16 protein-coding genes and 1 pseudogene are annotated in these 25,573 nt (G+C 32.9%); all 17 read right to left on the bottom strand.

What is annotated here, in order from left to right:
• Position 1 precedes the first annotated feature (1 nt).
• A complete protein-coding gene (kduI, locus tag ACOYLT_RS02070) occupies positions 2–841 on the bottom strand; it encodes a 5-dehydro-4-deoxy-D-glucuronate isomerase (RefSeq protein ID WP_422852181.1) in 840 nt (279 codons plus the stop codon).
• A 115-nt stretch (positions 842–956) separates the two neighbouring features.
• The gene (locus ACOYLT_RS02075) at positions 957–2,570 is read right to left on the bottom strand and encodes a RagB/SusD family nutrient uptake outer membrane protein (RefSeq protein WP_422852182.1); all 1,614 of its coding nucleotides are present in this window, start codon (positions 2,568–2,570) and stop codon (positions 957–959) included.
• Positions 2,571–2,587: 17 nt separating this feature from the next.
• Positions 2,588–5,821 carry a SusC/RagA family TonB-linked outer membrane protein gene (locus tag ACOYLT_RS02080; protein ID WP_422852183.1) on the bottom strand — a complete coding sequence of 1,078 codons (3,234 nt, stop codon included), beginning with the start codon at positions 5,819–5,821 and terminating at the stop codon, positions 2,588–2,590.
• A gap of 345 nt (positions 5,822–6,166) precedes the next feature.
• Positions 6,167–7,504: a sulfatase-like hydrolase/transferase gene (locus ACOYLT_RS02085; RefSeq protein WP_422852184.1), complete on the bottom strand. Its 1,338-nt coding sequence runs from the start codon at positions 7,502–7,504 to the stop codon at positions 6,167–6,169.
• Positions 7,505–7,517: 13 nt separating this feature from the next.
• Positions 7,518–8,741 carry an alginate lyase family protein gene (locus tag ACOYLT_RS02090; RefSeq protein ID WP_422852185.1) on the bottom strand — a complete coding sequence of 408 codons (1,224 nt, stop codon included), beginning with the start codon at positions 8,739–8,741 and terminating at the stop codon, positions 7,518–7,520.
• A 43-nt stretch (positions 8,742–8,784) separates the two neighbouring features.
• Positions 8,785–10,398 carry a sulfatase family protein gene (locus ACOYLT_RS02095; RefSeq protein WP_422852186.1) on the bottom strand — a complete coding sequence of 538 codons (1,614 nt, stop codon included), beginning with the start codon at positions 10,396–10,398 and terminating at the stop codon, positions 8,785–8,787.
• Positions 10,399–10,404: 6 nt separating this feature from the next.
• Positions 10,405–11,154, bottom strand: coding sequence for a DUF1961 family protein (locus ACOYLT_RS02100; RefSeq protein WP_422852187.1), 750 nt, complete (start codon positions 11,152–11,154; stop codon positions 10,405–10,407).
• A 3-nt stretch (positions 11,155–11,157) separates the two neighbouring features.
• Positions 11,158–11,811 carry a hypothetical protein gene (locus tag ACOYLT_RS02105; RefSeq protein WP_422852188.1) on the bottom strand — a complete coding sequence of 218 codons (654 nt, stop codon included), beginning with the start codon at positions 11,809–11,811 and terminating at the stop codon, positions 11,158–11,160.
• A gap of 10 nt (positions 11,812–11,821) precedes the next feature.
• On the bottom strand, positions 11,822–12,952 hold the full coding sequence (locus ACOYLT_RS02110; protein WP_422852189.1) for a formylglycine-generating enzyme family protein: 1,131 nt from the start codon (positions 12,950–12,952) through the stop codon (positions 11,822–11,824).
• 60 nt (positions 12,953–13,012) lie between these two features.
• A complete protein-coding gene (locus tag ACOYLT_RS02115; RefSeq protein WP_422852190.1) occupies positions 13,013–14,641 on the bottom strand; it encodes a sulfatase in 1,629 nt (542 codons plus the stop codon).
• Between the two features lie 56 nt (positions 14,642–14,697).
• Complete coding sequence (locus ACOYLT_RS02120) at positions 14,698–16,416, bottom strand: chondroitinase-B domain-containing protein (RefSeq protein ID WP_422852191.1); 1,719 nt, start codon at positions 16,414–16,416, stop codon at positions 14,698–14,700.
• A 22-nt stretch (positions 16,417–16,438) separates the two neighbouring features.
• Positions 16,439–18,268 carry a T9SS type A sorting domain-containing protein gene (locus ACOYLT_RS02125; RefSeq protein WP_422852192.1) on the bottom strand — a complete coding sequence of 610 codons (1,830 nt, stop codon included), beginning with the start codon at positions 18,266–18,268 and terminating at the stop codon, positions 16,439–16,441.
• Between the two features lie 23 nt (positions 18,269–18,291).
• A complete protein-coding gene (locus tag ACOYLT_RS02130) occupies positions 18,292–19,914 on the bottom strand; it encodes a sulfatase (protein ID WP_422852193.1) in 1,623 nt (540 codons plus the stop codon).
• 14 nt (positions 19,915–19,928) lie between these two features.
• Positions 19,929–21,530, bottom strand: a complete 1,602-nt coding sequence (locus ACOYLT_RS02135) for a sulfatase (RefSeq protein WP_422852194.1) — start codon at positions 21,528–21,530, stop codon at positions 19,929–19,931.
• Positions 21,531–21,589: 59 nt separating this feature from the next.
• A complete protein-coding gene (locus tag ACOYLT_RS02140) occupies positions 21,590–22,762 on the bottom strand; it encodes an alginate lyase family protein (protein WP_422852195.1) in 1,173 nt (390 codons plus the stop codon).
• A gap of 24 nt (positions 22,763–22,786) precedes the next feature.
• On the bottom strand, positions 22,787–25,216 hold the full coding sequence (locus tag ACOYLT_RS02145; protein ID WP_422852196.1) for a glycoside hydrolase family 2 protein: 2,430 nt from the start codon (positions 25,214–25,216) through the stop codon (positions 22,787–22,789).
• A gap of 5 nt (positions 25,217–25,221) precedes the next feature.
• Positions 25,222–25,573 (bottom strand): annotated as a pseudogene (locus ACOYLT_RS02150) (glucuronyl hydrolase); the annotation flags it as partial.

A 25,573-nucleotide genomic window follows, 5' to 3' on the forward strand; every position in this document is an offset into this window, starting at 1 on the left:
ATTATCTTAATTCTGTTATTTTGCATACATCCATATCTCCATAATCAAGGTTTTCCCCTGCCATTCCCCAAATAAAAGTATAATTGGATGTTCCTGCCCCTGAATGAATTGACCATGGTGGAGAAATTACCGCTTGGTGATTGTTCATCCAAATATGACGCGTTTCTTGAGGTTGACCCATAAAATGACACACGGCTTGGTTTTCTGGAATATCTAAATAGAAATATACTTCCATTCTTCTGTCGTGAACGTGTGCTGGCATTGTGTTCCAAACACTTCCTGTTTTCAATTCTGTCATTCCCATTTGCAATTGGCAAGTAGCTACAATTCCGCCTATAATCATTTGGTTTACCGTTCTATGATTAGCAGTTTCTATAGAACCCAATTGCAGTTTATTTGCTTCAGCAAGGCCAACTTTTTTATTCGGATAATTGGTATGCGCGGGAGCAGAATTCAAATAAAATTTAGCTGGATTTGAAATATCATCACTTTTGAAAACTACTTCTTTAGTACCACTTCCAATATATAAGGCATCTTTGAAACCCAATTCATAAATTACCCCATCGGCAATAACAGAGCCACTTCCACCAACATTAATGATTCCTAATTCTCTTCTTTCTAGAAAATAACTAGATTTTAGAGGGTCAATAGTTTCTAAAGTTAATGGTTCCAAAGGCACTGCAGAACCCGCAATATACCTGTCGTAATGAGAATAGGTAAGGTTTACTTTTCCTAATTGCATTAAATTGTCAATTAGAAATTCGGCTCTTAATTGGGCTGTATTATATTCTTTTACGGCTTGTGGATTTGAAGCGTATCTTGTTTCGTAGGATGTGGTCATTGTGTATTATTTTTTTTATTTTGATATAAATTTAAAAAAAGCTGATATAAAAATTGATAAATAATGTTTAAAAAAAAAGTGATTATAATTTTTAATAATCACTGTTTTTTTATTCTTAGTAACCTGGATTTTGAGGAATCGTTAAAAACGAATTTGTATCAATTTCATACTGAGGAATTGGCAATAAAAAACGATCCACGTTAGCATTTGATTGAAGTTCGGTTAGTGTTACTGGTAATACATTAAAGCTACTATATATTTTTCTATACATATTTGTAAAATGTTTTTTCATAATATACTCTGCGCCTTGTAATTTTAATCCAGGAAAAGGATCTGTAGATGCAGATAAAGAAGACATTGTTGTAGAAAATCTAAGAATATCAAACCAACGTTGATTTTCGAAAGCAAATTCCCACCTTCTTTCATCTGCCAATGCTTTTTCAAAAACAGCTAGTGTTGCAGTTGTTGGTAAAAGAGGAATAAGCGCTCTGGTTCGTATTCGATTTATAATATCTATACTTGCAGTACTATTACCGTCAGCTTCTGCTTTCATTAGTAATACATCTGCATATCGAATAACTGGCCAATCATTTTCGGAGTCATTTGCTAAAACAGTTGGCGAAATATATTTTTTTACATAAAAATCACTAGTCCCATACAAACCAATATTAACTCCCTTTCTTACTGCAGATGGGTCAATATTGTTGACGTAGTAATTAGGGGAGCTGGGATTGTTGGACCCAGGCTTAGTAATTTCTAATACTGGAGTATTATATCCTTTCCCATCACCATTAATTATTGCATTTCCAGAATTAGTTGGTGCAAATAAATTAGACAATGGATTACCCATTCCTAGCCCTCCCCCTTTAAATCGAATAGCAAAAAGTATTTCGGAATTCATTTCGTTGTTCACAGAGAAAACGCTTTCATAAGTATCTTGTAAACTATATCCTCCCGAACTAATAATACTATTAAGCAATGTTGCTGCTTCCGCTTTTCTATTTAATGTTAGATATACTTTTGCCAATAATGCTTTTGCCGCCCATACATTAGCATGACCAAGATCAACAGAATTTGCTGTAAATGCAGCTACATTACCATTTGTAATAGCATTTAACAAATCGGCTTCAATTAATTTATAATTGTCTGTAACCGAAGAACGATTTATTGTTTTGGCTTGTTCGGGAGTAATTGGTTCATCAATTAAAAACACACGACCGTACAAACGCACTAAATTAAAATAGTGATAGGCCCTGATGAAAGAAGCTTCTGCAGCAATTTTTTTACATTGATCAGCCGTAGCATCAATTGACACGGACTCATATTCAATAATTCCAGTTGTTGGATTATAATTTGCACCAGCAGCATTCAACACAGTATTTGTATTTTTAATATTATTATAGGTATTTAACCAATATTTATAAAGTCCTTGATGCGTCGTAGGAGGATAAAACTGATCTAAAAAGGCTAAATCAAGATTTGGCGTAGAAGTACTGGTACCACCATCCATTACGGTATTATCACTTCTAAGTTCTGTTAATGACCATTCATCGCTTAATGGCTTTTGAAGCCCGTTATAGCAAGCTGTTAAACCTGTTTGTAATTCAGTATAATTTGAATAATAGTTTTCAGCAATAATATTCGATTCAGAATTTAAATCGATATAATCAGAACAACTAGATATTGCAACTAATAATACAATACTTAAATATTTGATTGAGTTTTTCATTGTAACTACTTTTTAAATTAAAAATTAATATCTATTCCAAAAACAATTGTTTTGGCAATTGGAAATGCTCCTCTTTGGTAACCTGCCACTAAAGCAGAACTGTAAGGCCCTGAGGTAGATCGACCCTCTGAATTAATTCCTCTATACCCGCTGGCTGAACGGAAATATACGTTTTGAGCTGAAGAATACAAACGTAAAGAACTTAACCCTATTTTCTTTGCTAAAGAAACTGGTAATGTGTAGCCTAAATTAACTTCTCTAAGGGCAAAATATGAAGCGTCTTCAACTACGTAATCTGTTAACATCCAGTTAAAACCAATTTCTTCATAAGGAGTTCTTCCGTCGCCAGGATTTGCAGGGCTAATCCAACGGTTTGAATTATAATTAGCATTTCTTGATTTAGTTTCGCCATAGTTTGGATCTCCATTAATTAATTCTCCACCTTGAACACCTTGCCATGTAAAACTAAAATCAAATGCTTTAAAGGTAAAATTGTTTGTAAAACCCCAAGTGAAATCTGGATAGGGATCTCCTATTATTGTTCTGTCATTTGTATCAATAATTCCATTACCATCCACATCAACAAGTCTTAATCCGCCTGGTTTAAAAACCGATGGTAAATCTGAAGTTAATCCAGAAGCGTCAATTTGGGCTTGAGAAATCCAAATACCGTCTGTTTTATATCCGAAAAATTGAACTAAAGGACCCCCAACAACGCTTTTGTAAATTTCATTTCTTTCACCATAATTAAGTAAATACGCTTCATTGCCTAACTCCTTGATTCTATTTTGTGTATGTGATAAATTAGAAGAAGTAGACCATTTAAAGTTATTGGATTTTAAAATTGTAGCCGCTAATTCAAATTCATATCCTTTATTGTAGAGACTTCCTATATTATTCCATGAAAGTGGCACGCCTGAAAAAGCCATTGTTGCTTGTTGCAAAAGTAATTTGTCTGTTACAGAATTATATACATCTACTGACAAACTAAATCTGTTATTCCATAATGCTACATCAAGACCAAAATTAGTTTGATAAGTTCGTTCCCATGTAATGTCTTCATTCGCATTTATGTTGGGGTTTTCAACTTGACCACCAGATTGAGTTCCTGTTCCAGGTCCAAATGAGTAATTAGCAGATGATAACAAATTTTGAAAACCATAATTCAAAATTCTATTATTCCCAGAAACACCATAACTTGCTCTAAATGCTAATTTATTGAGCCAATCTACTTTATCTAAGAACGATTCTTTATTAACAACCCAACCAATAGAAGCCGCTGGAAAACTTCCCCATTTTCTTCCTGGTCCAAAATAGGAACTACCATCAGTACGATAACTCGCAGAGAGAAGGTATTTGCTTTTATATGCATAGTTTATTCTACCTAAATAAGACAGCAACCCCACTTGATTTTTAGATCCAAAAGTACCTGATTTATCAATAAATAGTGCATTGTTTAATGTGGTTATATTGTCACTTGGATAATCTAATCCTGTAGTTTGAGTATTGGTACTCTTGGTTTGTTGTGCCGTAAATCCTGCTAATAATTCTAAGGAATTATTTTCAAATTCTTTTTTATAATTCAAAGTATTTTCAGTTAACAAATCAAGATATGTATTATCATAGTAAATACCTTTGTTTACAATTCCATCACCATCTGCATTTCTATCTGTCCAATCTAACTTGGTGTCATATTTCATATAAAGCGTATTCATTGTTTTGAAATCTAAGCCAGGAAATAAATTTACATTTAATATGGCGCCACTTTGCAAACCATATGATTTTGCATTTATATCATGGCTCAATAAAGAAGCCATTGGATTATTTTGAGCAGAATTGGAAGGAGAACCAGTTGCAGGAGTAAAAGTTGTACCGTCTGGCAAAATCAATTGAGATCCATCAGGATAAGTTCCAGTATATGTTAATCCAATAAAGTGTCTAGGGTGGGCATAATCACCCGGTTGAATACTTACCCACTGTGGGTTTTGGTTTACAAAAGCTGCCGTTAAATCATTGTGTTCATAAGGAAGCCATGTTGGATAACGCCAAAAATTCGTCAAGTTTTCAGAAGGCGATTCTTTTGTAGTGTAAGACGGGTTTATATTCACAGATAATTTAACTCTTTTGCTCAAATCAATATCAAATTTGGTTCTGAAATTTAATTTTTGGAAATTACTCTTCAACATAATACCCTCGTCACCTTGATACCCTCCAGAAATATAATATTTTAGACTTTTTGTTCCTCCAGTAGCACTAAATTGGATGTTTTTGAATTCGGCAGTTCTTAAAACTTCATCCTGATAGTTGTATCCTTTGCCTCCAAGCATTGTTTGTTCTACTATGTAGGCTGCAAGTAAGTTATTTACTTTGGTAGGACTCCCTTGATAGAATATATTTAAAGCATTTGGATTGATTAAACCTTCAGCTTGAATTGCTGGATCGGTATTTCTAATCGCCTGTTCTCTGTAAAGCAACTCCGTATATTCAGAAGTTGATAAAAGATCATATTTTTGATACGCACTTTTAAATCCAGTACTGTATTTAAATGAATATCTTGTCTTATCTGCTTTTCCGCTTTTGGTGGTAATTAATATAACTCCACTTGCTCCTCGAGAACCATAAATTGCAGCAGAAGCAGCATCTTTTAGCACCTCAACAGAGGCTACATCTGCCATGTTAATTGTGCCCAAACCATCAGGAATTGGTTGTCCATCAACAACAACTAAAGGATTTGCTCCTGCATTTATGGAGCTAATTCCACGGACAGTAATTTGAGCATCGGCACCTGCTTCAGAAGAAATATTTTGAACTTGAACTCCAGCAATTTTTCCTTGCAAAGCCTGATCAAGTCTTGAAACCGCGATTTCATCCAATTTCTCATTTTTATATTTGGAAATAGCACCCGTCACATTAGATCTTTTTTGAGTTCCATATCCAATAACAACGACTTCGTCTAGTTGATTTTTTTCTTCTAGAAGCGTAATGTTAATTTCTTTATTTTTCCCAACAACCACAATTTGTGGAGCAAATCCTAGATAGGAAAATCTTAATATTGATTTAGAATTTTTTACTTCAATAGTATATTTTCCATCCAAATCAGTGAAGGAATCTTTATCTTCAAATGTTACAGTTACATTTGGAATTGGAATGCCTTTGTCGTCAACAACTTTTCCTGATACTTTCTTAGGGTCACCTTGGCTGTATACGATTGAAGTGAAAATTAGTAAAAAAAATAATAGTGGTTTTTTCATAACTTATGGTTAATTAAATTTTTTTGGTTGTAAATTATCATAAAATAATGTTAAATAACAAAATTTATTTGAAGCGTAAAAATATAGGTTCTTGGTTTGATAAAAATCCGTTAATGGTATAAAAATTGTACATCTTGTATTTATTAATTTACTTTTTTATAGTTTTCATAAAAAAAATAAAAGTCTATAAAGTTATATGTATTTATTTAATAATGATTTAAAAAAATGTTTGAAGAATTAAAATACTAACTTAATACTTTTATCCATAAAAAAAGGCATTCTTTCGAATACCTTTTTCTTTACTATTTTAGTTAGGCTTAAAACTAACTTATATGGATGGATGGATTATTCTCCTGTTTTCCCCTTTTTCTTATCCACATTACTAGCATGTCTTCCACTTCCACCTGCATTGTCTAAAATGCCTTTTTCAGGACTCAATTCTTGTAGTACTTTTTGAAGGCGATCATGCGCTTGACTCGCTTCTTTATCGGATTTAATATCAGTAACCAACTTTTCTTCAAAAGGTGCATTGCTCATGTCAAATAGCTCTCCTTCACGATTTAATTTCCATTTAGCTTCTCGAACATACCATTTATTTCCTAATTCAATAAAAATCCATTCTCTCGGATTTCCTTTTTTTCCTAATAATTGAGGCAAGAAACTACGACCATCAATGATATTTTTTGTTGGCAACTTTGCCCCAGCCAAATCTGCAAAAGTAGGCAAGATATCACTTGAGTCTATTAATAAATCATTCACCTTACCAGCTTCAATAACTCCTGGCCAGTTGGCTATGGTAGGAACTAAACTCCCACATTCAAGCATAGTCCCTTTTTTGCCTGAAAGTGCTTTCCCTCGAATTGTACTTCTCCCCGCATATTGACTTGCGGTTCCATTGTCACCCATGAAAACGATTAGGGTATTTTCTCTTAATTTTAAATCATCAAGTGTGCTTAATAGTTTTCCCACTAACTTGTCCATATAAGCAGTATTATCCTCATATAAATCACTTCCAGGCTTACTGTCTGGCGTTCGCTGAATTAATGCGTGAACGTGAACCATTGAATAATATAGGAAAAAAGGTTTGTCTTTGTTTAATGTTATAAAATCAACTAAATGTTTATGCATCAAGTCGGGCATATAAGTTAAAGTATCTAACTTTTTATTTATTCCATTTTCGATATAATTTTCTGATTTCTTTTTTTCGGTTGCCCAATAATCTCCACTGCCTTGAAAGGTAATATAATCATCAAATCCAAAATCTTTAGGCGTTAACCCAAACTGGCTCCACTTCCCTACCATAGCAGTAGCATATCCCTCTGGTTTTAAAACTGATGGTATCAAAACCTCATTCTCTGGTTTAATTTGAGCAACCATATCTTGATTTACAGCACCAGTCCTAAATGCATATCTTCCTGTAAGAATCATTGCTCTTGAAGGTCCACAAAGTGGTGCGGTATAGCCATGGGTAAATCTAATTCCTCCTTTTGCCAATTGATCAATAATCGGAGTTTTATTATTATCCGAACCATAGCAACTAACATCTCCAATACCTAAATCATCAGCAAGAATGTATATAATATTAGGTTTAGAAGTTTCCTTTTTAACTTTTTTATTTTGAGCAGAAACACTAAAAATAGTTGCAAATGCAACCAATACAAGAGTGAAAGAGAATTTATTCATGACTTTAATCATATTAATAGGTTAATTCAATAATATCAGATTGATAGGTTTTTAAGTCTATTTTTTTGGCTAATGTTTCATATTCAGGATTGGAATATTTTTTTGCAGCCAGTTTTAAAATCTTAATCGTTTCTCCAAAACTAATTTTTTGAATTTGCTCATATTCCCAAATTTTTTCATTTTTTAAATAAGGGACAATCCATTCCAAGGCATTTTTGATGTTTTTGCCCTCACTTATTTGTTGATTCCAAAGGGATACATTGTTATTTTCTGCCAATTTTGCGATTAAAAAATAGCCATATAAATTCATGTTAACATAGTTCCATGATTTTGTTCTTGCCAATTCAAAAGGCTGACTTCCATCTGACTTTAATTGGCTTTCCATTCTGTTTTTAAAAACTTCAATTTCACTATTAGCGACATCTAATCTATTGGAAAATAGTGCAAATGCAATTACTTGTTCACTATAAAAAGTTCCATGGTTGTTTTTTGAATCAGCTTCATCTTTGCCAATTGGACTTTCAAGCATCCAAGTTAAATATTCAGAAAACCATTTTTTTAATTCCTCGTGGTCTTTGGTGTTCCAATTGGGTGTATTTTGAATTAAAATGGCGGCATCTCCCACTCGAAATAAATCTCGAGTTTCTATTATACCTGTTCCCCGACCAGTATTTAAACCTGGGATTCCTTGACCGAAATTAAGGTGTGGATTTTGTCGTGTTTCAGGATTTAAAAACCAGGTTTTTATGAGTTTTGAAGCAAAATTAGCATACTTCAACTCTTTTGTAAAATAATAAGCTAAAGCCAATGATAAAGAGGCGTCTTCAATCTTGTCAATTTCTTGCGAATCAGAGATATCGTAATAAGTAGGATTTCTTTGCCCGTCTTTTTTAATATAAGGTAATCCATCGGGTTTTGATGGATCTGGCCACCAATAAGGACCGGTACTCATATAATCGTGTTTGTCACCACTAGGAGGCAATTGCTTTTTATTCATTACAGAATATTCATTTGCTTCTTCGATTAATTTATCTGCTTTTTTTATAAGCGATTTTAGTGCTCTAACTTTATCAGCATCGTTAGCCAGAATTAAATCATAATTTTTTTGCAAGTCTTTCCCATCAATAGCCATCGTTTTAGGAAAACCACTTTCTTTAGAGCTATTAATTTGAGCTTGCAAATTTCTTACTATCAAAAAAATAATGAGAAACGAAATAACTACTTTTGGATTTACCATTTTGAAATTATTAAAAATAGGGGCGAAATAAAAGTTAAATATACTAATCTCCGGATGTTTTCCAATTTAAAGTATCTCCTTTAAAATGTCTTAATGCTTCGGCTTCGGTTTTAATACCTTTATCTCCTTGGTCATTCATCCAATTTTTTAATTCAGCAACCAATTTAATTTTTACAGAAGTTAACGATTTATCATCTGCTAAATTATCTAATTCATAAACATCTTTTTTGATGTTATACAATTCAAATTCTGGTCGGTTTCTATACAATTTAGCGTGTGCTGCTTTTTTTGGCGTTGTATTTTTTGCTTTTAACCAACTATTATATAATTTGTTTTTGGGCTGCGAACCAGAAGATAAAAAGGGTTCGTTATAACTTAAATTCCAAATTAATTTATAGTCATGATCTTGAATGGAACGAACTGGGTAATTATCGGATCCATTTTTAATTCCTCTAGTAGTATGAACACCATAAACATATTCACGAACTTCTTTAGATTTTCCCTTGAAAGTAGCATAAAAACTTTTTCCGTCTAGTTTTATTTTGCCTTCTTTATCTCCTCTTAGAGTCTCAGGATCGCCTCCTGCTGCCTCATATAGCGTTGGCACTACATCAATGTATTGAGCTAAAATATCGGTTCTAGTATTTGGCTTAATTACTTTAGGCCAACGAGCAATAAATGCCGATTTTAATCCCATATTATAACAAGTCCATTTAGCAAATGGCATGGAACTTCCGTGTTCACTAGCAAAAAGAAATAAGGTATTGTCTTTATTCTTTTGATTATCTACCATCTTAGTACATTTACCCACAAGACTATCCATGTAGGTGATTTCGGCGTAGTACTTAATCAAGCTTTCTCTGGTTTCTTCGGTATCAACCATATAAGGAGCGACTGAGATTTTGCTTGCATCATATTGTTTCACATCGCCTCTGTTCCAAGGACCATGCGGTTGGTTTGAAGCAACAATCAGTAGATAGGGTTTAGAAGTATCTTTATTAATCCATTTTTCTGCATCAGCTAGTTCTACATCTTTTCCTTCACCATTATCACTGTTTCTTCCTCCCAAATATTCAAAAGGAAAGTTTGCCATTGGAGCGTAATGTTGTTTTCCTATCAAAGCCACACGATAACCAATTTTTTTGAAATGCTGAACAACCGAAACGATGTTGTCATATACTTGAGCATGATTAGGGTAACTACCGTTTTTTACTGGAAATAAACCAGTGTATAAACTCTGACGTGTGGGACCACACATGGCAGTAGCATTATTCATATTATCAAATAACAAACCTTCATTTGCCAATTTTGTTAGATTGGGTGTATGAACGTCTTTATTTCCATAGGGTTCACAATCTATAGAGGTCATATCATCAGCTATAAAAAGGAGAATATTGGGCTTAGCATTTGGCGCTAATATTTTAGTAGAATTATTTACTAAAACTCCTTGATTTGTTAATGAAGCTATAACTGGTTTATTAGTGTTTTCTCTATCTGATAAAAAAGATTCAAAATCGGTTTTAGTAAATTTAGCATTTTTACAGACATTTTTTTCAATTTGGTGATTCTTGAATTTAGAATCCAAAAGTTGAAAAGAAGAAGCAGTAATAATAACTAAACTAGCGAAACCTAGCAGTAATATCGATTTGTTTTTCATGTTGTACTATTTAATCTTATTTATTTTGGTTGATTTTATGTTTTCCCAAACTTCAAAATTTCTGTAGGCAAAATGGGTCCATTGCATTTGTCTAAATCCAATTTTTCCATCTTCTAGAATTTTTCCATATTTGATTCCGTCATCAGTCCAATCGATAACTTTTCTCTCATCTACAAACAAAAGAATTTTACCTTCATGCTTTATTAATTTCATTTTATGAATTGCTTTTGATTGCACTGGAATTCCAATTTCACCTGTTTGCACCAAATGGAAACCTTTATTTTTTCTTAAGTTGGCGGTTTCCCTGTTCGGGTTATCTCTTCCATTAGCATAATAGGAAATATGGTAATCATTCATAGCGCCTTTGGTATAATCGGTAAAAGTCCCTAGGGTTCTTTTTGGCATCGAAACATCAAAAATACTTTCTCCTTTCAATCCTTTAGCCGAGAAAAAAACAATACACAAACCAGCATCTATTTCCTGATTTTGAGCTTCCCATTCCGCAATGAAATTACCAGGAAAATCTTTTGGACACCAAAAAACATGATGGCCTTCTTCATTAGGCGAATATATATGCATCCAATTATTTTTGAATTCCACTTTTGCAGGGCCTTCTAGTATCCAATCTTTTACCATTTCGGAATTAGATAAAGCATTACTATAAAGCAATTTTCCTTTAGAGAATTCTTGCCCATAAATAGTACCAGTAAAAATTACTAGTAAAACAAAAAGGTTATTTTGTAATCTGTTTTTCATCTATTAATTATGCTCAATTTTATATTCAATGACAATATTAAATAATGGGATATCACTAAGGTTTTTAGTTACATGTAACACTGACTCTGCAAATTTTACTGTATTTGCAACTTGAATTCCGGTGCCGGGTTTACCATTTGGAGAATATCGAGGATCGGTTAATTGCACTTGATTAAGTCTCACCACCACTCGTTGCGCATGACTATGTAATGCTCTAGTATCTCCGGGATTTAGTCGTTCTTCAAAAACTCGAAATTCAGTATTCTCATATATAATTTTGTTTTTTAAAGGCTCTAACCATTCACTTGGTTTTGTCAAAGGTGGATGTTCTTTCTTTAAGGCAATTTCAAAATAAGATCCTTTAGGCAAATCATAGAATTCATTCTCTAAAAAAACGGCAATTCCACCTCTATTAATCTTTATTGTACCTCGATTGCTTTTAAATTTTATTTTATCTAATGCAACAATAATTCTTGTTCCAAAATTTGGTGTATTTGCTAAAGTGCAAGCGGCTCCATCTCGAAGGACACGCATATAGGCATTATCTAATGCAATCGAATCTTTAGTACTTTCAAATGGATAATGCAAATGATTTTTTGCTAAAGATATTTCGCCCTTAAATGCTAATAATATAAATATTAAAAAGATAGTCCTCATAAATAATTATTTAATTAGAAACACATCTAAATCCTAAATGTTCCATAGAAGAATCAGCTGAACTTTTCATTCTTGCCGAAACTCTGTAACCACTACAATATGATTCATTGCATAAAAACGAACCGCCTCGCATAACTCTTTTGGCTACCAAAGGTTCATCAGGATCGTAACTTTTTAATGGCCCTTTTGGATTTAATGCCACTTTAACTTTTTTGAAGGAATCATAATAGGTGTTATTGTATTTATCGGCGCACCATTCCCAAACATTTCCAGCCATGTCATATAACCCATAGCCGTTTGGCGCAAAAGATTTTACTGGTGCTGCGCCAATAAATCCATCGGTTGCCTCATTTTTATAGGGAAAATTTCCTTGAAATATATTACAATGAACTTTGCCCTCATCTACGCTTTCATTTCCCCAAGTATAAACATTCTTAATCAGTCCTCCTCTGGCAGCATATTCCCATTCGGCTTCGGTTGGCAATCGTTTTCCAGCCCATTTGCAATACGCATTGGCATCATCCCAACTAACATGAACTACAGGATAATTATCTTTTCCTTCAATATTACTTTCTTTTCCTTTTGGATGTTTCCAATCTGCACCGTGCGACCAACTCCACCACTGACTGTAATCTTGCAAACTCACTTCGCCTTCAGTTGGTACAAACACTAAAGAGGCAGCTTTCAATGTTTCGGAATTTGGTTTTTCGGTATCTGGAGGCAATTGTTTTTTTAGTTCCTCCCAATTGATATCTTTTTCTGCGGTTGTGATGTATCCAGTCGAAGCTACAAATTTTGCAAATTGCGCATTAGTAACTTCTGTAACATCCATATAAAAACCACTAACTTTTACAGCATGTTTTGGAAATTCATCTTGACGCGCTTGGTCGTTATCACCTCCCATAGCAAAAGTTCCGCCGGGTATCCAAACCATGCCCATAGGACTAGTTGTAGGAGTATTTGTTATTAATTTTTCTTTAGAATTAGATTTCGTTTTAACTCCAAATCTATTAGGGATAGTAGCGGTACAGCAGGATTTTGTAGCGCCCTTTTTTTTAATAATAGTTTGAGCCACTATTGTGTAAGGGTTATTAATAAATAAAATAAGCATTAGAAAAATGACTGAAATATTGTATTTCATATTTTTTTAGATTTAGGATACTATAAATTATAAATTAATTTCTTGCCATTGTTAGAACATCTACTTTACTTGAGACGCTAAAAAATCTAGCATTTTAGCTTTCAAATCCTTTGCAACCGATTTATACTCTTTGTCATCTGCCACATTATTAGTTTCATTTGGATCCTTATCGTAATCATATAATTCGGTTCCCACTATCAAATCGGCATTGAAAGTTTGATTGCTTCTAAAATCATTAGTCATCCAAATCGTATATCGGTATCTTTTATCTCTCAAAGAATAGCCCATCACTTTTGATGAAGCGTAACCTTGACGTTCGGTTTCACTTTTAGTTCCGCTGCGTGGATATTGACTAATAGAAAAGTCTTTTACTGATTTTGCTTTCTTATTCATTAATGGCATTAAGCTTTTTCCGTCTAAAGTTTGTGGTATTGCAACTCCTGCTAAATCACATAATGTTGGAAAAACATCAACAAATTCTGTTGAAGCATTAGTAGTTGAAGCCGGAATTCCTGGTGCAGAAATGATCATTGGTGTTCGAGTTGCTTGTTCAAAATTAGTATGTTTACACCAAATATTATGATCGCCTAAATGCCAACCGTGGTCTCCCCAAAGGATAATAATAGTGTTTTTAGTTAAGTCTAAAGCATCTAATTTATCTAATAACTTCCCAACTTGAGCATCTGTATAAGAAACGGCAGCATAATAACCGTGAATTAATTCTTTTTGTTTGTCGATTGGTAAAGTCAATCCAAAATCTTTTTGATCCGTAAAAGACAACAAAGGTGGAATATCGTTATAGGCTCTAATTTCTCCAGCATTATGATAGGCTGCCTCTACACTATTTTTTGATTTTTCTTGAAAAGCAGCCAGAGGCATATCTTCCCTTTTGTATAAATCCCAATATTTTTTTGGGGCTACAAAAGGCAAGTGCGGTTTAGAAAAACCAACCGCGAAAAAGAATGGTTTAGAATCAGATTTTAATTTTTCTAATATTTCTAATGCACGTAAAGCATTTGCTCCATCATTATAGGCATTATCAGGAACATCAGCAGATTCAACGGATGGTTTTACCAATTTTGAAACATAATCATCCAATTCTTTATCGGCTAAACCTTTATCTTGTCCTTCTTTGGTATATTTCGCAGCCAATTCTTTTGTTTCAGGCAATTGATAAGCTCCTAAGATTGGCATTCCGGTTTCTTTAGCATAATAACGCTCTTCCGTTTTGAAATAATTATAATATGGAACGCTCCAAGAAGGGGCATCCATTTTTTTATCGACGCAACGAGAATCATAGATTTTGCCAATTCCCTGTGTTGAATATCCTTGCGACACTAAATATTGAGGCAAACTCAAAATATCTGGATTGATGTCACGCATTTTGGTTTTTAAATCCCAAACCTTAGTATAATCTGGGCGTTTTCCTGTCATTATACTCGCTCTTGTTGGTCCACAAACCGCTTGTTGGCAATAATTACTCATGAAAACTGTTCCCATCTTTGCCAATCTATCAATATTTGGGGTTTTAATTAAAGTATTTCCATAACATCCTAAAATAGGTTTTAAATCGTCAACAGCAATAAATAGAATATTAGGTTTTGTTTTTTCTTGCGCCGTAAGGGGCAAAAGGAACAAAAGTGTAAAAACGATTGTAATTACTTTAATAAATTTTGGATAATTTTTCATTTTAATTAGTTTGTATAGTAGGATGCTCTTATTTTAAAAAGGTTTAATGCGATTTATTATTTTTGAATAACAATTTTTAACACTTTCGAATAATTAGTTGAATGCAATTGCATTAGATAAATTCCGTTTTTTAAATCGGTTACATCAAGCTGTTTTTGATAGTCAATTAACTCAATTTGAGCAATAATTTGTTTTTTTACCACTTGACCATTTACAGTAATGATTGTTACTTCTGTATCGCCATTAATCGTATTTGGAAATTGAATCGTTAAATTATTTTTTACAGGATTTGGAAAAACAATTGCTTTTGTAGTTCTTACATCTATTACACCTGTTGCAAGTGTCACTAAATAAGAAGGCCCAACTTCTGCTAAAGTCAATGGATGGTTCGTAGTTGTTCCTGTGGAATAATATTCATCGCAACCCACATCTTTAAGAGTTAAAGTTGCAGGTCTTGCTTGTCCACTTATATCAAATAATAAATTGGGGTCATCATCAATGTTTGCAATATCCAAAATAGTTGGATAACTAGAATTTGCATTATTTACAGGACTGCTCGATGATAATCCGTAAAAACCGTCAGAGTTTAAAGCTAAATTTGGAGGTGTATTGGACATTTCTGTAGGAATAGAAAATCCTAAAGTTCCTTGACGAATATTTCCTAGCCAAGAAGTCCCTGAATTTGGATTATTAAAAATATCACCTGCATTAGAACTTTTTTTGAAAATATTATTTGCCCATGTATTATTTGTAGCACCTATTCCTCCTAAATCTATATCGCCACAATTATAAAAAGTATTGTGAATAAAATTAATATTATTAAGATTAATTGTTCTAGGTGGATCTAGTGTGGTCGGAGCTGAAGGTGATACATAAACATAAGTAACTGCATCAGCAGAACTTCCCAACCCCGAATTTTCAAAATAATTGTTGTAACAATAAATATTATTGGCTTCTTTGACTCTTATTCCACCCGCATTAATGAAAAAATTACTATAAGCCACATTATTATCTCCATTTCTGAAAACTAACATTGCGTTTTGTTGGTTGGTAAACGTACAATAACGAACAACATTTTCTTGGCATTTTATTGATATACTTTCACTGTCTCCAGATCCCGTATTATCGAAATAACAGTGTTCTACAATAGTTCCTGATTTATTGAGATATTCAGCACCTAGGCCAATTCGAATTGGTTCATTTCCATTATCTCCACCCAATCCATAATAGTTTTGAAAAGAACAGTAGCTGATTTTATGATAACCAGGAACTGTGGGAGAAGTTGATATTTGTATCGTACAACCAATTTCTGCTGCAGCCGGCTTTTTTTCTACATTACAATATGAAACTTGATTGTATTTTGAACCTTCTTGAATTTCTATATATTTTTTTGCATAATAATTACTAAAATTCAAATGCGTTATCTTATTATAATCACCAGAAATTTTGAGTAAAGAATTACTCCCAATATCACCAGATGTAAACTGAAAACCACTAAAAGTAACATAGTTTCCAGAAATTGTAATATTATTAGTTCCATTTAAAAACACACCGCCAAGATTTAAAGCCTTTACCGTGATTCTATTTTTACTAATTGTCAAAGTAGTATTTAAATAAGTACCATCAGCTAGATTAATTATATCGTTTGCAGCGGAATTAGTAATAGCGGCTTTCAATTCAGCTATAGAATAAACCGTATATTCTGTTGCTTTCAATTTTTGTATAAACAATAAATTTAGCAAAACTAAAAAAGTAACTAATTTGAAATTTTTCATTTTTATAATATTTAATTAAAATCTATTTTTTAAGTATAAATTTAATGGTTTTAGAATTCGTGTCGTTTATTATTTCAGCAAAATAAATACCATCATTCAAATTAGAAACATCAACATTGAATGCCAATTTATCATCAGAATAATTAACTATATCCATTTGTTTTTTAACAATTTGTCCATTTACATTAAATATAGAAATCTTGCTTTTTGAAGTAAACATTTGATTGGAATGAATTGTAATTTGAGAACTAGCTGGATTTGGGGTAATAAAAATTTGATTTTCGGTATCAAGTGAGTCAAATTGATTACTAGATAAGGTAGTTATTCTATCATTTAATTGTGCCATAAATAAGCTTGGAATTGCTTCTATATGTATTCCTTGCGATTGGATTACACCTATTGGTTCTGTAGTGGCATCACCATTACCAGTTATATCTGGGGAAATACAACCAATTGCCCAATTTATCTCATCGCCCGGCGGATCTTGAATAACCATTCTTGTAGCGTTACAATTCCAAAACATAATTTGTCCTCCGGCCCAGCCATGACCGCTTCCCATGTCCAATCGGTTTTGAACATTCATTCTTCCATCACCAGTTAAATTATCAAATAAAATTCCGGTAGACCAACGGTGATGAGGACCAATATCACTGTTTTGAAGGGTAGAAGATGAATTATAAAAAACATTCGGGCCACAAGTTCTACTTCCGTTTACATAATCATGACGACCATCTCTAGTTACACAATTTTGAACCAAACATCGCTGTCCATCTAAATTAAATGAATACCTTCTACCACCATCAATTATAGATTTTGCATCTAACATTTTACAACTATCAACAGTAATAAAACTAGCATCAGAATTAATATGAACTGCCGAATATCCAAAATAATACACTTCTAAATTACGAGCCCAGCTATTGTAAATATTATCAAATGAGACCGCTTCCCAACCATGATTTTCATCTGTAGGAGATGCATAGGTTGATGAAATTCGCATATTTTCGATACCACAATTTTGAATTCTATTATCTGTAAATTTAACTAATTCTCCTGAAGAATATTGGGGGTCAATAACATCCATAATGGGAGCATCTAATGTAATTATATTACCGCTTATTGCCATTATTTTTCTTTCTGAATCCATGTCATAACCACTAGCAGTCCAATTTACAGCGTTAGGATCAATTGTAGTCAACAAATCCATTCCTAACAAGCTAATCCAAGCCGCATTTGGAATTCGGTGCACAAAAACCTTGTCGCCTACAGCAAAACTATGTCCAGAAGCAACGGTAATTTTTTTGGTACCAATGGGAACATAGGAATCCGTAATTGCTTTTCTGGTTGAATTAGATGAATTATAAAAAGTACCTGAAGTTCCAACAAAGTTAAATAAGTTATCTTGAGAGTTAGGAGTATCGTTTATGATAGATCTAGTAAATTTAAAATTGGTTCCATTACCTTCAAAACCTTCTCCACGAAGAACTATTCCACTAGTATTTATTGTTATTGCTGTATTAATTTCATAAGTACCACTTTTAAAAAGAATGGCTCCTCTAAAGCCATCGCTATTTAATGGCTGGGTTGAAACGTAATCAATGGCGCTTTGAACATTTGCAGAATTATCACCCGAGACAGCGTAAACAGTTTTAACAACTCCAACGGTTGGAATTGGAACTTCGCTATTTTTATAACCTACAGCGCTAAAATCAGGTATTACATTGCCTTTTGCATCTGCAGTATAGACTAAACGACCATTGGTTCCAACAGAAATCAAACTTGAAGTCTGAGCATTACTATTTCCTTGTAATAATACAATTATTAGAAATACAAGGAAGTAGTGTTTTTTCATTTTAAAATAAAATTACAGGGAAACTATTGTTTCGTTTCTTGACTCTTAAAAAATGCAATCATTTTTGATTTTAATGTAGCTGAAATTGATGTATAATTTTTATCCTTTACAACATTTACTTTTTCCAAAGGATCTTTTACATAATCATACATTTCAGAAGCATAAACTTGCGATTCATTGAAAGTATCATTACTCGTAAAGTTGTTCATCCAAATGGTATAACGGTATTGATCCGTTCGCAAACTGTATCCCATCATTTTCGAATCGGTGTAACCTAATTTAGCCATTTCAGCTTTTTTTAATTTCCTTGGGTATTGACTAATCGCATATTCTTTTCCTTTAGTTTTATTGTTCAACATTAAAGGTTTTAAACTTTTTCCGTCCAAATTTTTAGGAACAGCAACACCTGCTAAGTCACAAATAGTTGGAAATACATCTACAAATTCTGTTAGCGAACTTGTTTTACCTGCATTGATTCCAGGACCAGCAATTATTAATGGTGCTCTTGTAGCTTCTTCAAAATTGGTGTGCTTGTGCCATAAATCATGATCGCCTAAATGCCAACCGTGATCGCCCCAAAGAACTATTATAGTGTTATCAAGAGTTCCTAGAGATTCTAAAGTATTCAATAGAATTCCCACTTGCGCATCCATATAGGATATAGCTGCATAGTAACCATGAATAAGTTCTCTTTGTTTTTCAAGTTGCAAACCTATTCGAAGGGAATCTGCTGGTAAAGTTGCAAATTCAGGAATATCCAAATAATTACGTAATTCACCCGATTGGTGATAGGCAATAAGCGGTCCATTTTTAGAATGCTCTTGAAATGATGCTATCGGCATATCTTCGCGTTTGTATAAATCCCAATATTTTTTTGGTGCTACGAATGGAAGGTGTGGTTTAGAAAATCCAACTGCCATAAAAAAAGGTTTGTCGCTTTTAGAAAGGGCAATAATTTGATTTTTCGCTAATAATGCATTCACTCCATCTTGATAAGCAGTATCTGGAACATCTATACATTCTGTAGAAGGTCCTTTAATGCTTTTGGGATTTTCATCATTTGCTGCCATATCTTTACTCTGTTTTTTTCTTTCAGCTATGATTTCTGGTGTCATTCTATCTTTCGTTTCAGGCAACTGATATTGCCCGTTTGCAGGGATTCCAAATTCCGCTGGAAAATCAGATTCTTTAGATTTTAAATAGGGAATACTCCAAGAAACTGGATCAACACCACCAATAGCACTTGAAGGATGGTAAATTTTTCCAATTCCAGAAGTGGTGTATCCTTGTGTAATTAAATATTGTGGAAGTGTCACAGTATTTGGATTTACATCTCGCATTTGTGTCGTTAAATTCCAGATTTTTGTAGCATCAGGACGAGTTCCTGTCATTAAACTAGCACGCGTTGGTCCACAAATAGCTTGTTGACAATAATTCTTATTAAAAACAGTGGCCATTTTTGCCAATCTATCTATGTTTGTGGTTTTCACTAATGTGTTCCCATAACACCCTAAAACAGGTTTTAAGTCGTCAACTGCAATAAATAAAATATTAGGTTTATTGGTTGATTTATTTTGTGCAAAAACAGAAGTTGTAATTGCAAATAAGAATAATAAATAAGCTAATTTGAAATATTGATTTTTCATAAAAATGCTATTGACTATAATTTAACTTCTTTTGATTTGAAATAAGCAACTAATTTTTTATCTAAATCGGCAGCAATTTCTGCATATTTTTTATCGTTAGCAACATTTACTTTTTCTAATGGATCTTTAAAATAATCGTATAATTCTTTATTGTAAACTTTATCAGTACTGTAAACTTGGTCACTTGTAAAATTTTTCAACCATACCGTGTAACGATATTGTTCTGTTCGCATTGAGTAACCCGTTAGCTTTCCTTTTCCATCTACAGCTTTATTAATATCAGCTTTATCCATTTTTCTTGGATATTGACTCATTGCATATTCTTTTACAGAAACTTTATTATTTTTCATTACTGGAACCAAACTTTTTCCATCCAAATACGTTGGTACTTTACCAACTGCTAATTCACAAAGTGTAGGAAATACATCCACAAATTCAGTCATTGATTTTGATTGACCAGATTTAATTCCTGGTGCAGCAATAATTAAAGGTGCTTTGGTTGCTTGCTCATAATTCGTATGTTTTCCCCACATATCATGATCTCCAAGATGCCAACCGTGATCTCCCCAAAGTACAATAATGGTATTATTAAGTGTTCCTAATTTTTCTAATGTGTTCAATAAAATACCAACTTGAGCATCGGTGTAAGAAACCGCTGCATAATAAGCATGAACCAATTCTTTTTGTTTTTCGATGGCTAAACCAAATTTATTAACACCTTTATCAGTATATTTCGCAAATTCTTTAACTCCGGAATAGCTACTTACTTCTCCCGAATTTTGATATGGGAAATCTTTACTGTTTGCCGCATGTTCTTGAAATTCAGCTACTGGCATATCTTCACGATTGTACAAATCCCAATATTTTTTTGGAGATACAAAAGGCAAATGTGGTTTGCGAAATCCGACTGCCATGAAAAATGGTTTTTTGGCAGCATTTAACTTTTCAATTTGCTTTACTGCTAGTTTAGTACTAACACCGTCATCATAGGCATCATCCGGTAAATCAAGACATTCAAAAGCAGGTCCTCTTGCACCTTCTTCATCATCTGCTTCTTTTTTGTCTTTCTTTTTATCTTTTCCTTTATCAACTTCCTCTTTTGCATTTAATGCTTTTAATTCAGGAGATTGATAATGTTTTTGGACAGGAAAACCATTATAATAATCTGATTCTTTTGGAAATAAGAATGGAATAGACCAAGATTGCGGATCAACTTTTTTGTCCACACAACTCGGATGAAATATTTTACCAATTCCAGAAGTAGTATAACCTTGACTGATAAAATACTCTGGAAGTGTTACAATATCAGGATTCATATCCCTCATTTTAGTATGTAAATCTCGTATTTTAGTCACATCTGGTCGCATTCCTGTTAAAAGACTTGCACGTGTTGGTCCGCAAACCGCTTGTTGGCAATAATTATTCAAAAAAACCGTACCCATTTTTGCCAATCGATCTATATTTGGGGTTTTTACCAGCGTATTCCCATAACAACCTAAAAGTGGCTTCAAATCGTCTACTGCGATAAAAAGTACATTTGGTTTTGTTTTTTCTTGAGCGATAATAGTAGAAAATGATATTATACCTAAAAGTGAAGCTGCGATTAATTTTTTCATTATTTTATTTAATTATTTTTTTTTTAGACTTCGTAAATTGATTTAAGTTTAACTAATATTTATTTTAATACCCATAAAATAGGATTTCGAACTGGCATGTTCCTTACAATTTCGGGCGTTGTAAAATTGGCGTTAAGCGATTTCCATAATTTAATATACTTTTTGTTTTTATAGGCTATTCCACCAAAAAGTAAGCTCGATTGTCTCACTGGCCATTCATCCCAATACATAACATCATGTTGAAACGGCCAATCTGTTTTATTTTCTATATATGGAAACATGAATTTTAATCCTAATTCTAAATTTTTTCCGTCGTTTGAAGTATATGTAAAAAGATTGTCTTTTTTGGTTGATAATATTTGACAAATACTTGTCATTGCATCTAAATTAAACAAAGAATAACCATAGGGTTTTGTTCTTTTTAATTCCAAAGGAAAACTACCGTCTTTTTCCATTTGGTTAGGTAACAATGTGTTTTTATAAAAGTTTCTACAAAAATCCATGGTTTTTTCATCACCAATTAAATCCGCAAATGCAGCTACTTGCATTGTCCAACATACACTGTGATTATTCCCATTATCACGTTCTGCAGTTCCATATTCATGGGTTGTAATCCAATGTAAATAATTTGAAAACCATGATTTAATAACTTCTAAATAAGTTTTTGAAAGTGCTGATGAATTTTCAATGGCATGAATTGCTTTGGTAACCTCAACCAAATGAACAGTATCAATAATTCCAATGCCACGACCAGTTGCGACTCCTTTTATTGCTTGAGCATATAGTAAATTAGGATTCATTTTAGTATCCTGATTTACAAACCAAGCTTTCAAATGAAGGGCTAATTTTTCTGAATATTTTTTATCATTAGTTAGAATATAAGCAGAGGCCAAAGCGCCAGATATTTGACTAAACCGTATTAATGCTTCTCGATGTGAAGTGAAATTTGCTGGATTAGTCAATCCGTCTTTTCTAATATAAGGACCTTCCAGATTTTTTTCATCTGGCCACCAATAATCACCTTCGGAATAAAAATCGTGACGGGTTCCCGCACTTCTAACACAATTTGTGGCTGTTACTGTTTCAGGACTTTCATTCAAATAATCCTCAGCATTTTTTAGAACGCGACTTCTTTCAATTTCATTTAAATTAAAAGCCATCTTACTATTAGAACAACTAATAGTTGTAATTCCAATAAGTAATACAACAACTTTTAGGCTAATTTTTTTCATTTGAAAGAGGTAGAAATACCTGATTTATTGTTTTTTGAATTTTAAAAATTCTCCCTTAAAATTTTGATTTAAGATATTCATTTCAATAAAATCACTTGATGTATTTGGAATAACTTCTATTGACGCTTTCCCATTTGACATTCTAATTGACTCACTTCCTGTTGGAGTTCCTTGGTTTTTTAGTGTTTGACCACCTGATAAACATTGGAAATATACTCTGTCTTCATAATCCAAACAACGTAATTTATTTTTATCGACTGCAATAGCGGTTACCAAATAATTTCCATTTTTCATTTTTTCTGCTGATAATTTTAATCCATCGGCAGCACCATTTTTTGTATAACGATAATTTACATCAATAGTATCGGTTACTTTTTTTCCGTCATTTGTAATTCCAACAGCAACAAAGGTATTTTTCCCTTCTGCAAAATTTACTTCCCAAGTCAATCCGCATGCTGGATAAGCGGTAATATCTCTTGTTTTTATTCCTAATGAAACACCATTTTGAAAGAACTCCACTTTAGGACAATTACTAAAAACATTCAAAATTCGGGGGGTGCTTTTTGGTCCTTGACGCTCTGTCCAAGTATGTGATTCGATATAAGTAAATGGTTTATCACTCCAGTAACTTTTGAATACATAATACGCATCTTTAGGATTTCCATTTCTGTCAACTAATCCTTTTTGATTCATATACGGAATATCATCTTCAGGGCGAAGAGGCGTTGCAAAGTCTTTAAAAGCCCATTGCATATTGCCGACAAATGTTGGATCGTTTTCAGAAATATGCAAATGCCAGTCAAATAAATCAACAATATAATTTTCGCTCCAATCACCAATTTGGGCAATATTAGCAACTTTAGTTTGTACAATTGCTTCTTCCCAACCTTCTGATTTTATTTGACCTTCTCCATTAATTGGATTTTCAGAATGACGGCCAACGTGACTGTCACCGCCATATTCAGCATGAATAAAGTGCTTGTAATCTAATTTATATTTGTCAATAGCTTTCTTGTAACTTTTGAAACTACCAGAATACCAGCCCGACCAAATTGAGGGAGAAAAGACATCTACAATTTTTGAACCTTCTTCATATTTACGTATTACAGTTTTACGATTAGGATCTAATTTGTGAGCAATATCATTAAGTTCTGTTAAAAAAACGTTCATTCTTTTGGTATTATCACCATCTTCAAAATCGGGCAACCAACTCATTTCATTTCCTAATGACCATAGAATAATAGATGGGTGGTTGTAATTTTGTTGTATTATTTCGGTAAGCATATTTTTAGCATTAGTTTGCCAAACATCATTTCCAATGCCACCACGACACCAAGGTAATTCGTCCCAAACTAATAATCCAAGTTCGTCACACGCTTTGTAAACTTCGGGATCTTGAGGATAATGAGCCAATCTAACAAAGTTAGCGCCCATATCTTTTATAGATTCCATATCTTTTCGCTGTTGTTCATTTGACATTGCTGCCCCAACCCCAGCGTGTTCTTCATGACGGTGGGTTCCTCTAATTAATACTCTTTTTCCGTTGAGAAAAAAAGGACCGTTATCTTTAAATTCGAACCATCTAAAACCTACTTTATCTTCAATTTTATCTTTTTCAATTCCATTTTCTAATAATGAAACCGCAACAGTATATAAATTTGGTTTTTTTATATCCCATAATTCAGGATTTTTAATATCATTAAAAGCAATTGTAGTTTCCTCTCCTGATAAATTTCCTTTTTTTGTCGCTACTATTTTTCCTTTTGGATTTGATAATTGGGCTACATAATTGAAACTGTTAGGATTTTGAAGATTTTTTACTGTTGCAATTACATTTAATGAAGCTAATTTTTCTGAAACTTTAGGTGTAATTATTTTAATGGCATCTAAGTTGTTTTTTGCCATTGAAAGTAACCAAACATCTCTTGTGATTCCTCCATAAATAATAAAATCGCTTTTTTGAGATGGAATTATTTCAATGTTATAACTATTATCAACACGCACGAAAACCTCATTATTTCCTTCATTTATAAATTTAGTAATATCAAAAGTGAATCCGATATATCCTCCAATGTGCTCCCCAACTTCTTTTCCGTTTACATATACTTTTGTGGTAATATTAGAACCTTCAAAATATAATTTATATAGTTTATTGGGATTAATATTTGAAATAACAAGATTTTTTTTATACCAACTTGCACTTCTTCTGTAGCCAGGTTCATTATCGGTTGCGTCTTGACTGTTCCAAGAATGAGGCAAGTTTAAGGCAACCCAATTCGTTGCGTTTTTAACTTCTGATATATTTTTGGCATCATTTTCTAGGTAATTCCAATCTAAATTCAAGTTGGTTTTAGATCTGACTACAGTTTCTGATTTTTGGGCATAGATAGCGTTAAAACCAAATAATAAAATTACAATTAGTAAGTATGAGTGAGTGTGAATTTTGAATTTCATAAAAATTAAAGAGATTGTTTTCTAATAATTGCTTCCAAAAAATAATAATCAGCATATACAATTGGCTGGTCAATTTCATCTTTTTTAGGCCAATTTCCAGTACTGTGATCTAAAATAAATGGTCCATTTACGGCATCATTTAATAGATATTTATCAGAACTTAGTGTGGTTATTACTTTATTTGAATAGTCTAAATAGGCTTGGTTTTTTGTAAAAGTATATAATTCTAATAATGCAGAAGCCATTACTGCTGCAGAAGAAGCGTCTCTTGGTGCATTTGGTATACTAGTGTCATTAAAATCCCAATAGGGTATTCCATCTTCGGGTAATGTTTTATAATTTATGTAATACTTGGCT

The organism is Flavobacterium sp. (genome assembly GCF_049318185.1).
Taxonomy (GTDB): Bacteria; Bacteroidota; Bacteroidia; order Flavobacteriales; family Flavobacteriaceae; genus Flavobacterium.

What these genes read in the sequence shown, in the direction of transcription:
- ACOYLT_RS02120 (WP_422852191.1), bottom strand. Translation starts at nt 16,416, where the DNA reads ATGAAAAATTTCAAATTAGTTACTTTTTTAGTTTTGCTAAATTTATTG.
- ACOYLT_RS02125 (WP_422852192.1), bottom strand. Translation starts at nt 18,268, where the DNA reads ATGAAAAAACACTACTTCCTTGTATTTCTAATAATTGTATTATTACAA.
- ACOYLT_RS02115 (WP_422852190.1), bottom strand. Translation starts at nt 14,641, where the DNA reads ATGAAAAATTATCCAAAATTTATTAAAGTAATTACAATCGTTTTTACA.
- ACOYLT_RS02140 (WP_422852195.1), bottom strand. Translation starts at nt 22,762, where the DNA reads ATGAAAAAAATTAGCCTAAAAGTTGTTGTATTACTTATTGGAATTACA.
- ACOYLT_RS02095 (WP_422852186.1), bottom strand. Translation starts at nt 10,398, where the DNA reads ATGAAAAACAAATCGATATTACTGCTAGGTTTCGCTAGTTTAGTTATT.
- ACOYLT_RS02145 (WP_422852196.1), bottom strand. Translation starts at nt 25,216, where the DNA reads ATGAAATTCAAAATTCACACTCACTCATACTTACTAATTGTAATTTTA.
- kduI (WP_422852181.1), bottom strand. Translation starts at nt 841, where the DNA reads ATGACCACATCCTACGAAACAAGATACGCTTCAAATCCACAAGCCGTA.
- ACOYLT_RS02135 (WP_422852194.1), bottom strand. Translation starts at nt 21,530, where the DNA reads ATGAAAAAATTAATCGCAGCTTCACTTTTAGGTATAATATCATTTTCT.
- ACOYLT_RS02090 (WP_422852185.1), bottom strand. Translation starts at nt 8,741, where the DNA reads ATGGTAAATCCAAAAGTAGTTATTTCGTTTCTCATTATTTTTTTGATA.
- ACOYLT_RS02085 (WP_422852184.1), bottom strand. Translation starts at nt 7,504, where the DNA reads ATGAATAAATTCTCTTTCACTCTTGTATTGGTTGCATTTGCAACTATT.
- ACOYLT_RS02080 (WP_422852183.1), bottom strand. Translation starts at nt 5,821, where the DNA reads ATGAAAAAACCACTATTATTTTTTTTACTAATTTTCACTTCAATCGTA.
- ACOYLT_RS02130 (WP_422852193.1), bottom strand. Translation starts at nt 19,914, where the DNA reads ATGAAAAATCAATATTTCAAATTAGCTTATTTATTATTCTTATTTGCA.
- ACOYLT_RS02110 (WP_422852189.1), bottom strand. Translation starts at nt 12,952, where the DNA reads ATGAAATACAATATTTCAGTCATTTTTCTAATGCTTATTTTATTTATT.
- ACOYLT_RS02105 (WP_422852188.1), bottom strand. Translation starts at nt 11,811, where the DNA reads ATGAGGACTATCTTTTTAATATTTATATTATTAGCATTTAAGGGCGAA.
- ACOYLT_RS02100 (WP_422852187.1), bottom strand. Translation starts at nt 11,154, where the DNA reads ATGAAAAACAGATTACAAAATAACCTTTTTGTTTTACTAGTAATTTTT.
- ACOYLT_RS02075 (WP_422852182.1), bottom strand. Translation starts at nt 2,570, where the DNA reads ATGAAAAACTCAATCAAATATTTAAGTATTGTATTATTAGTTGCAATA.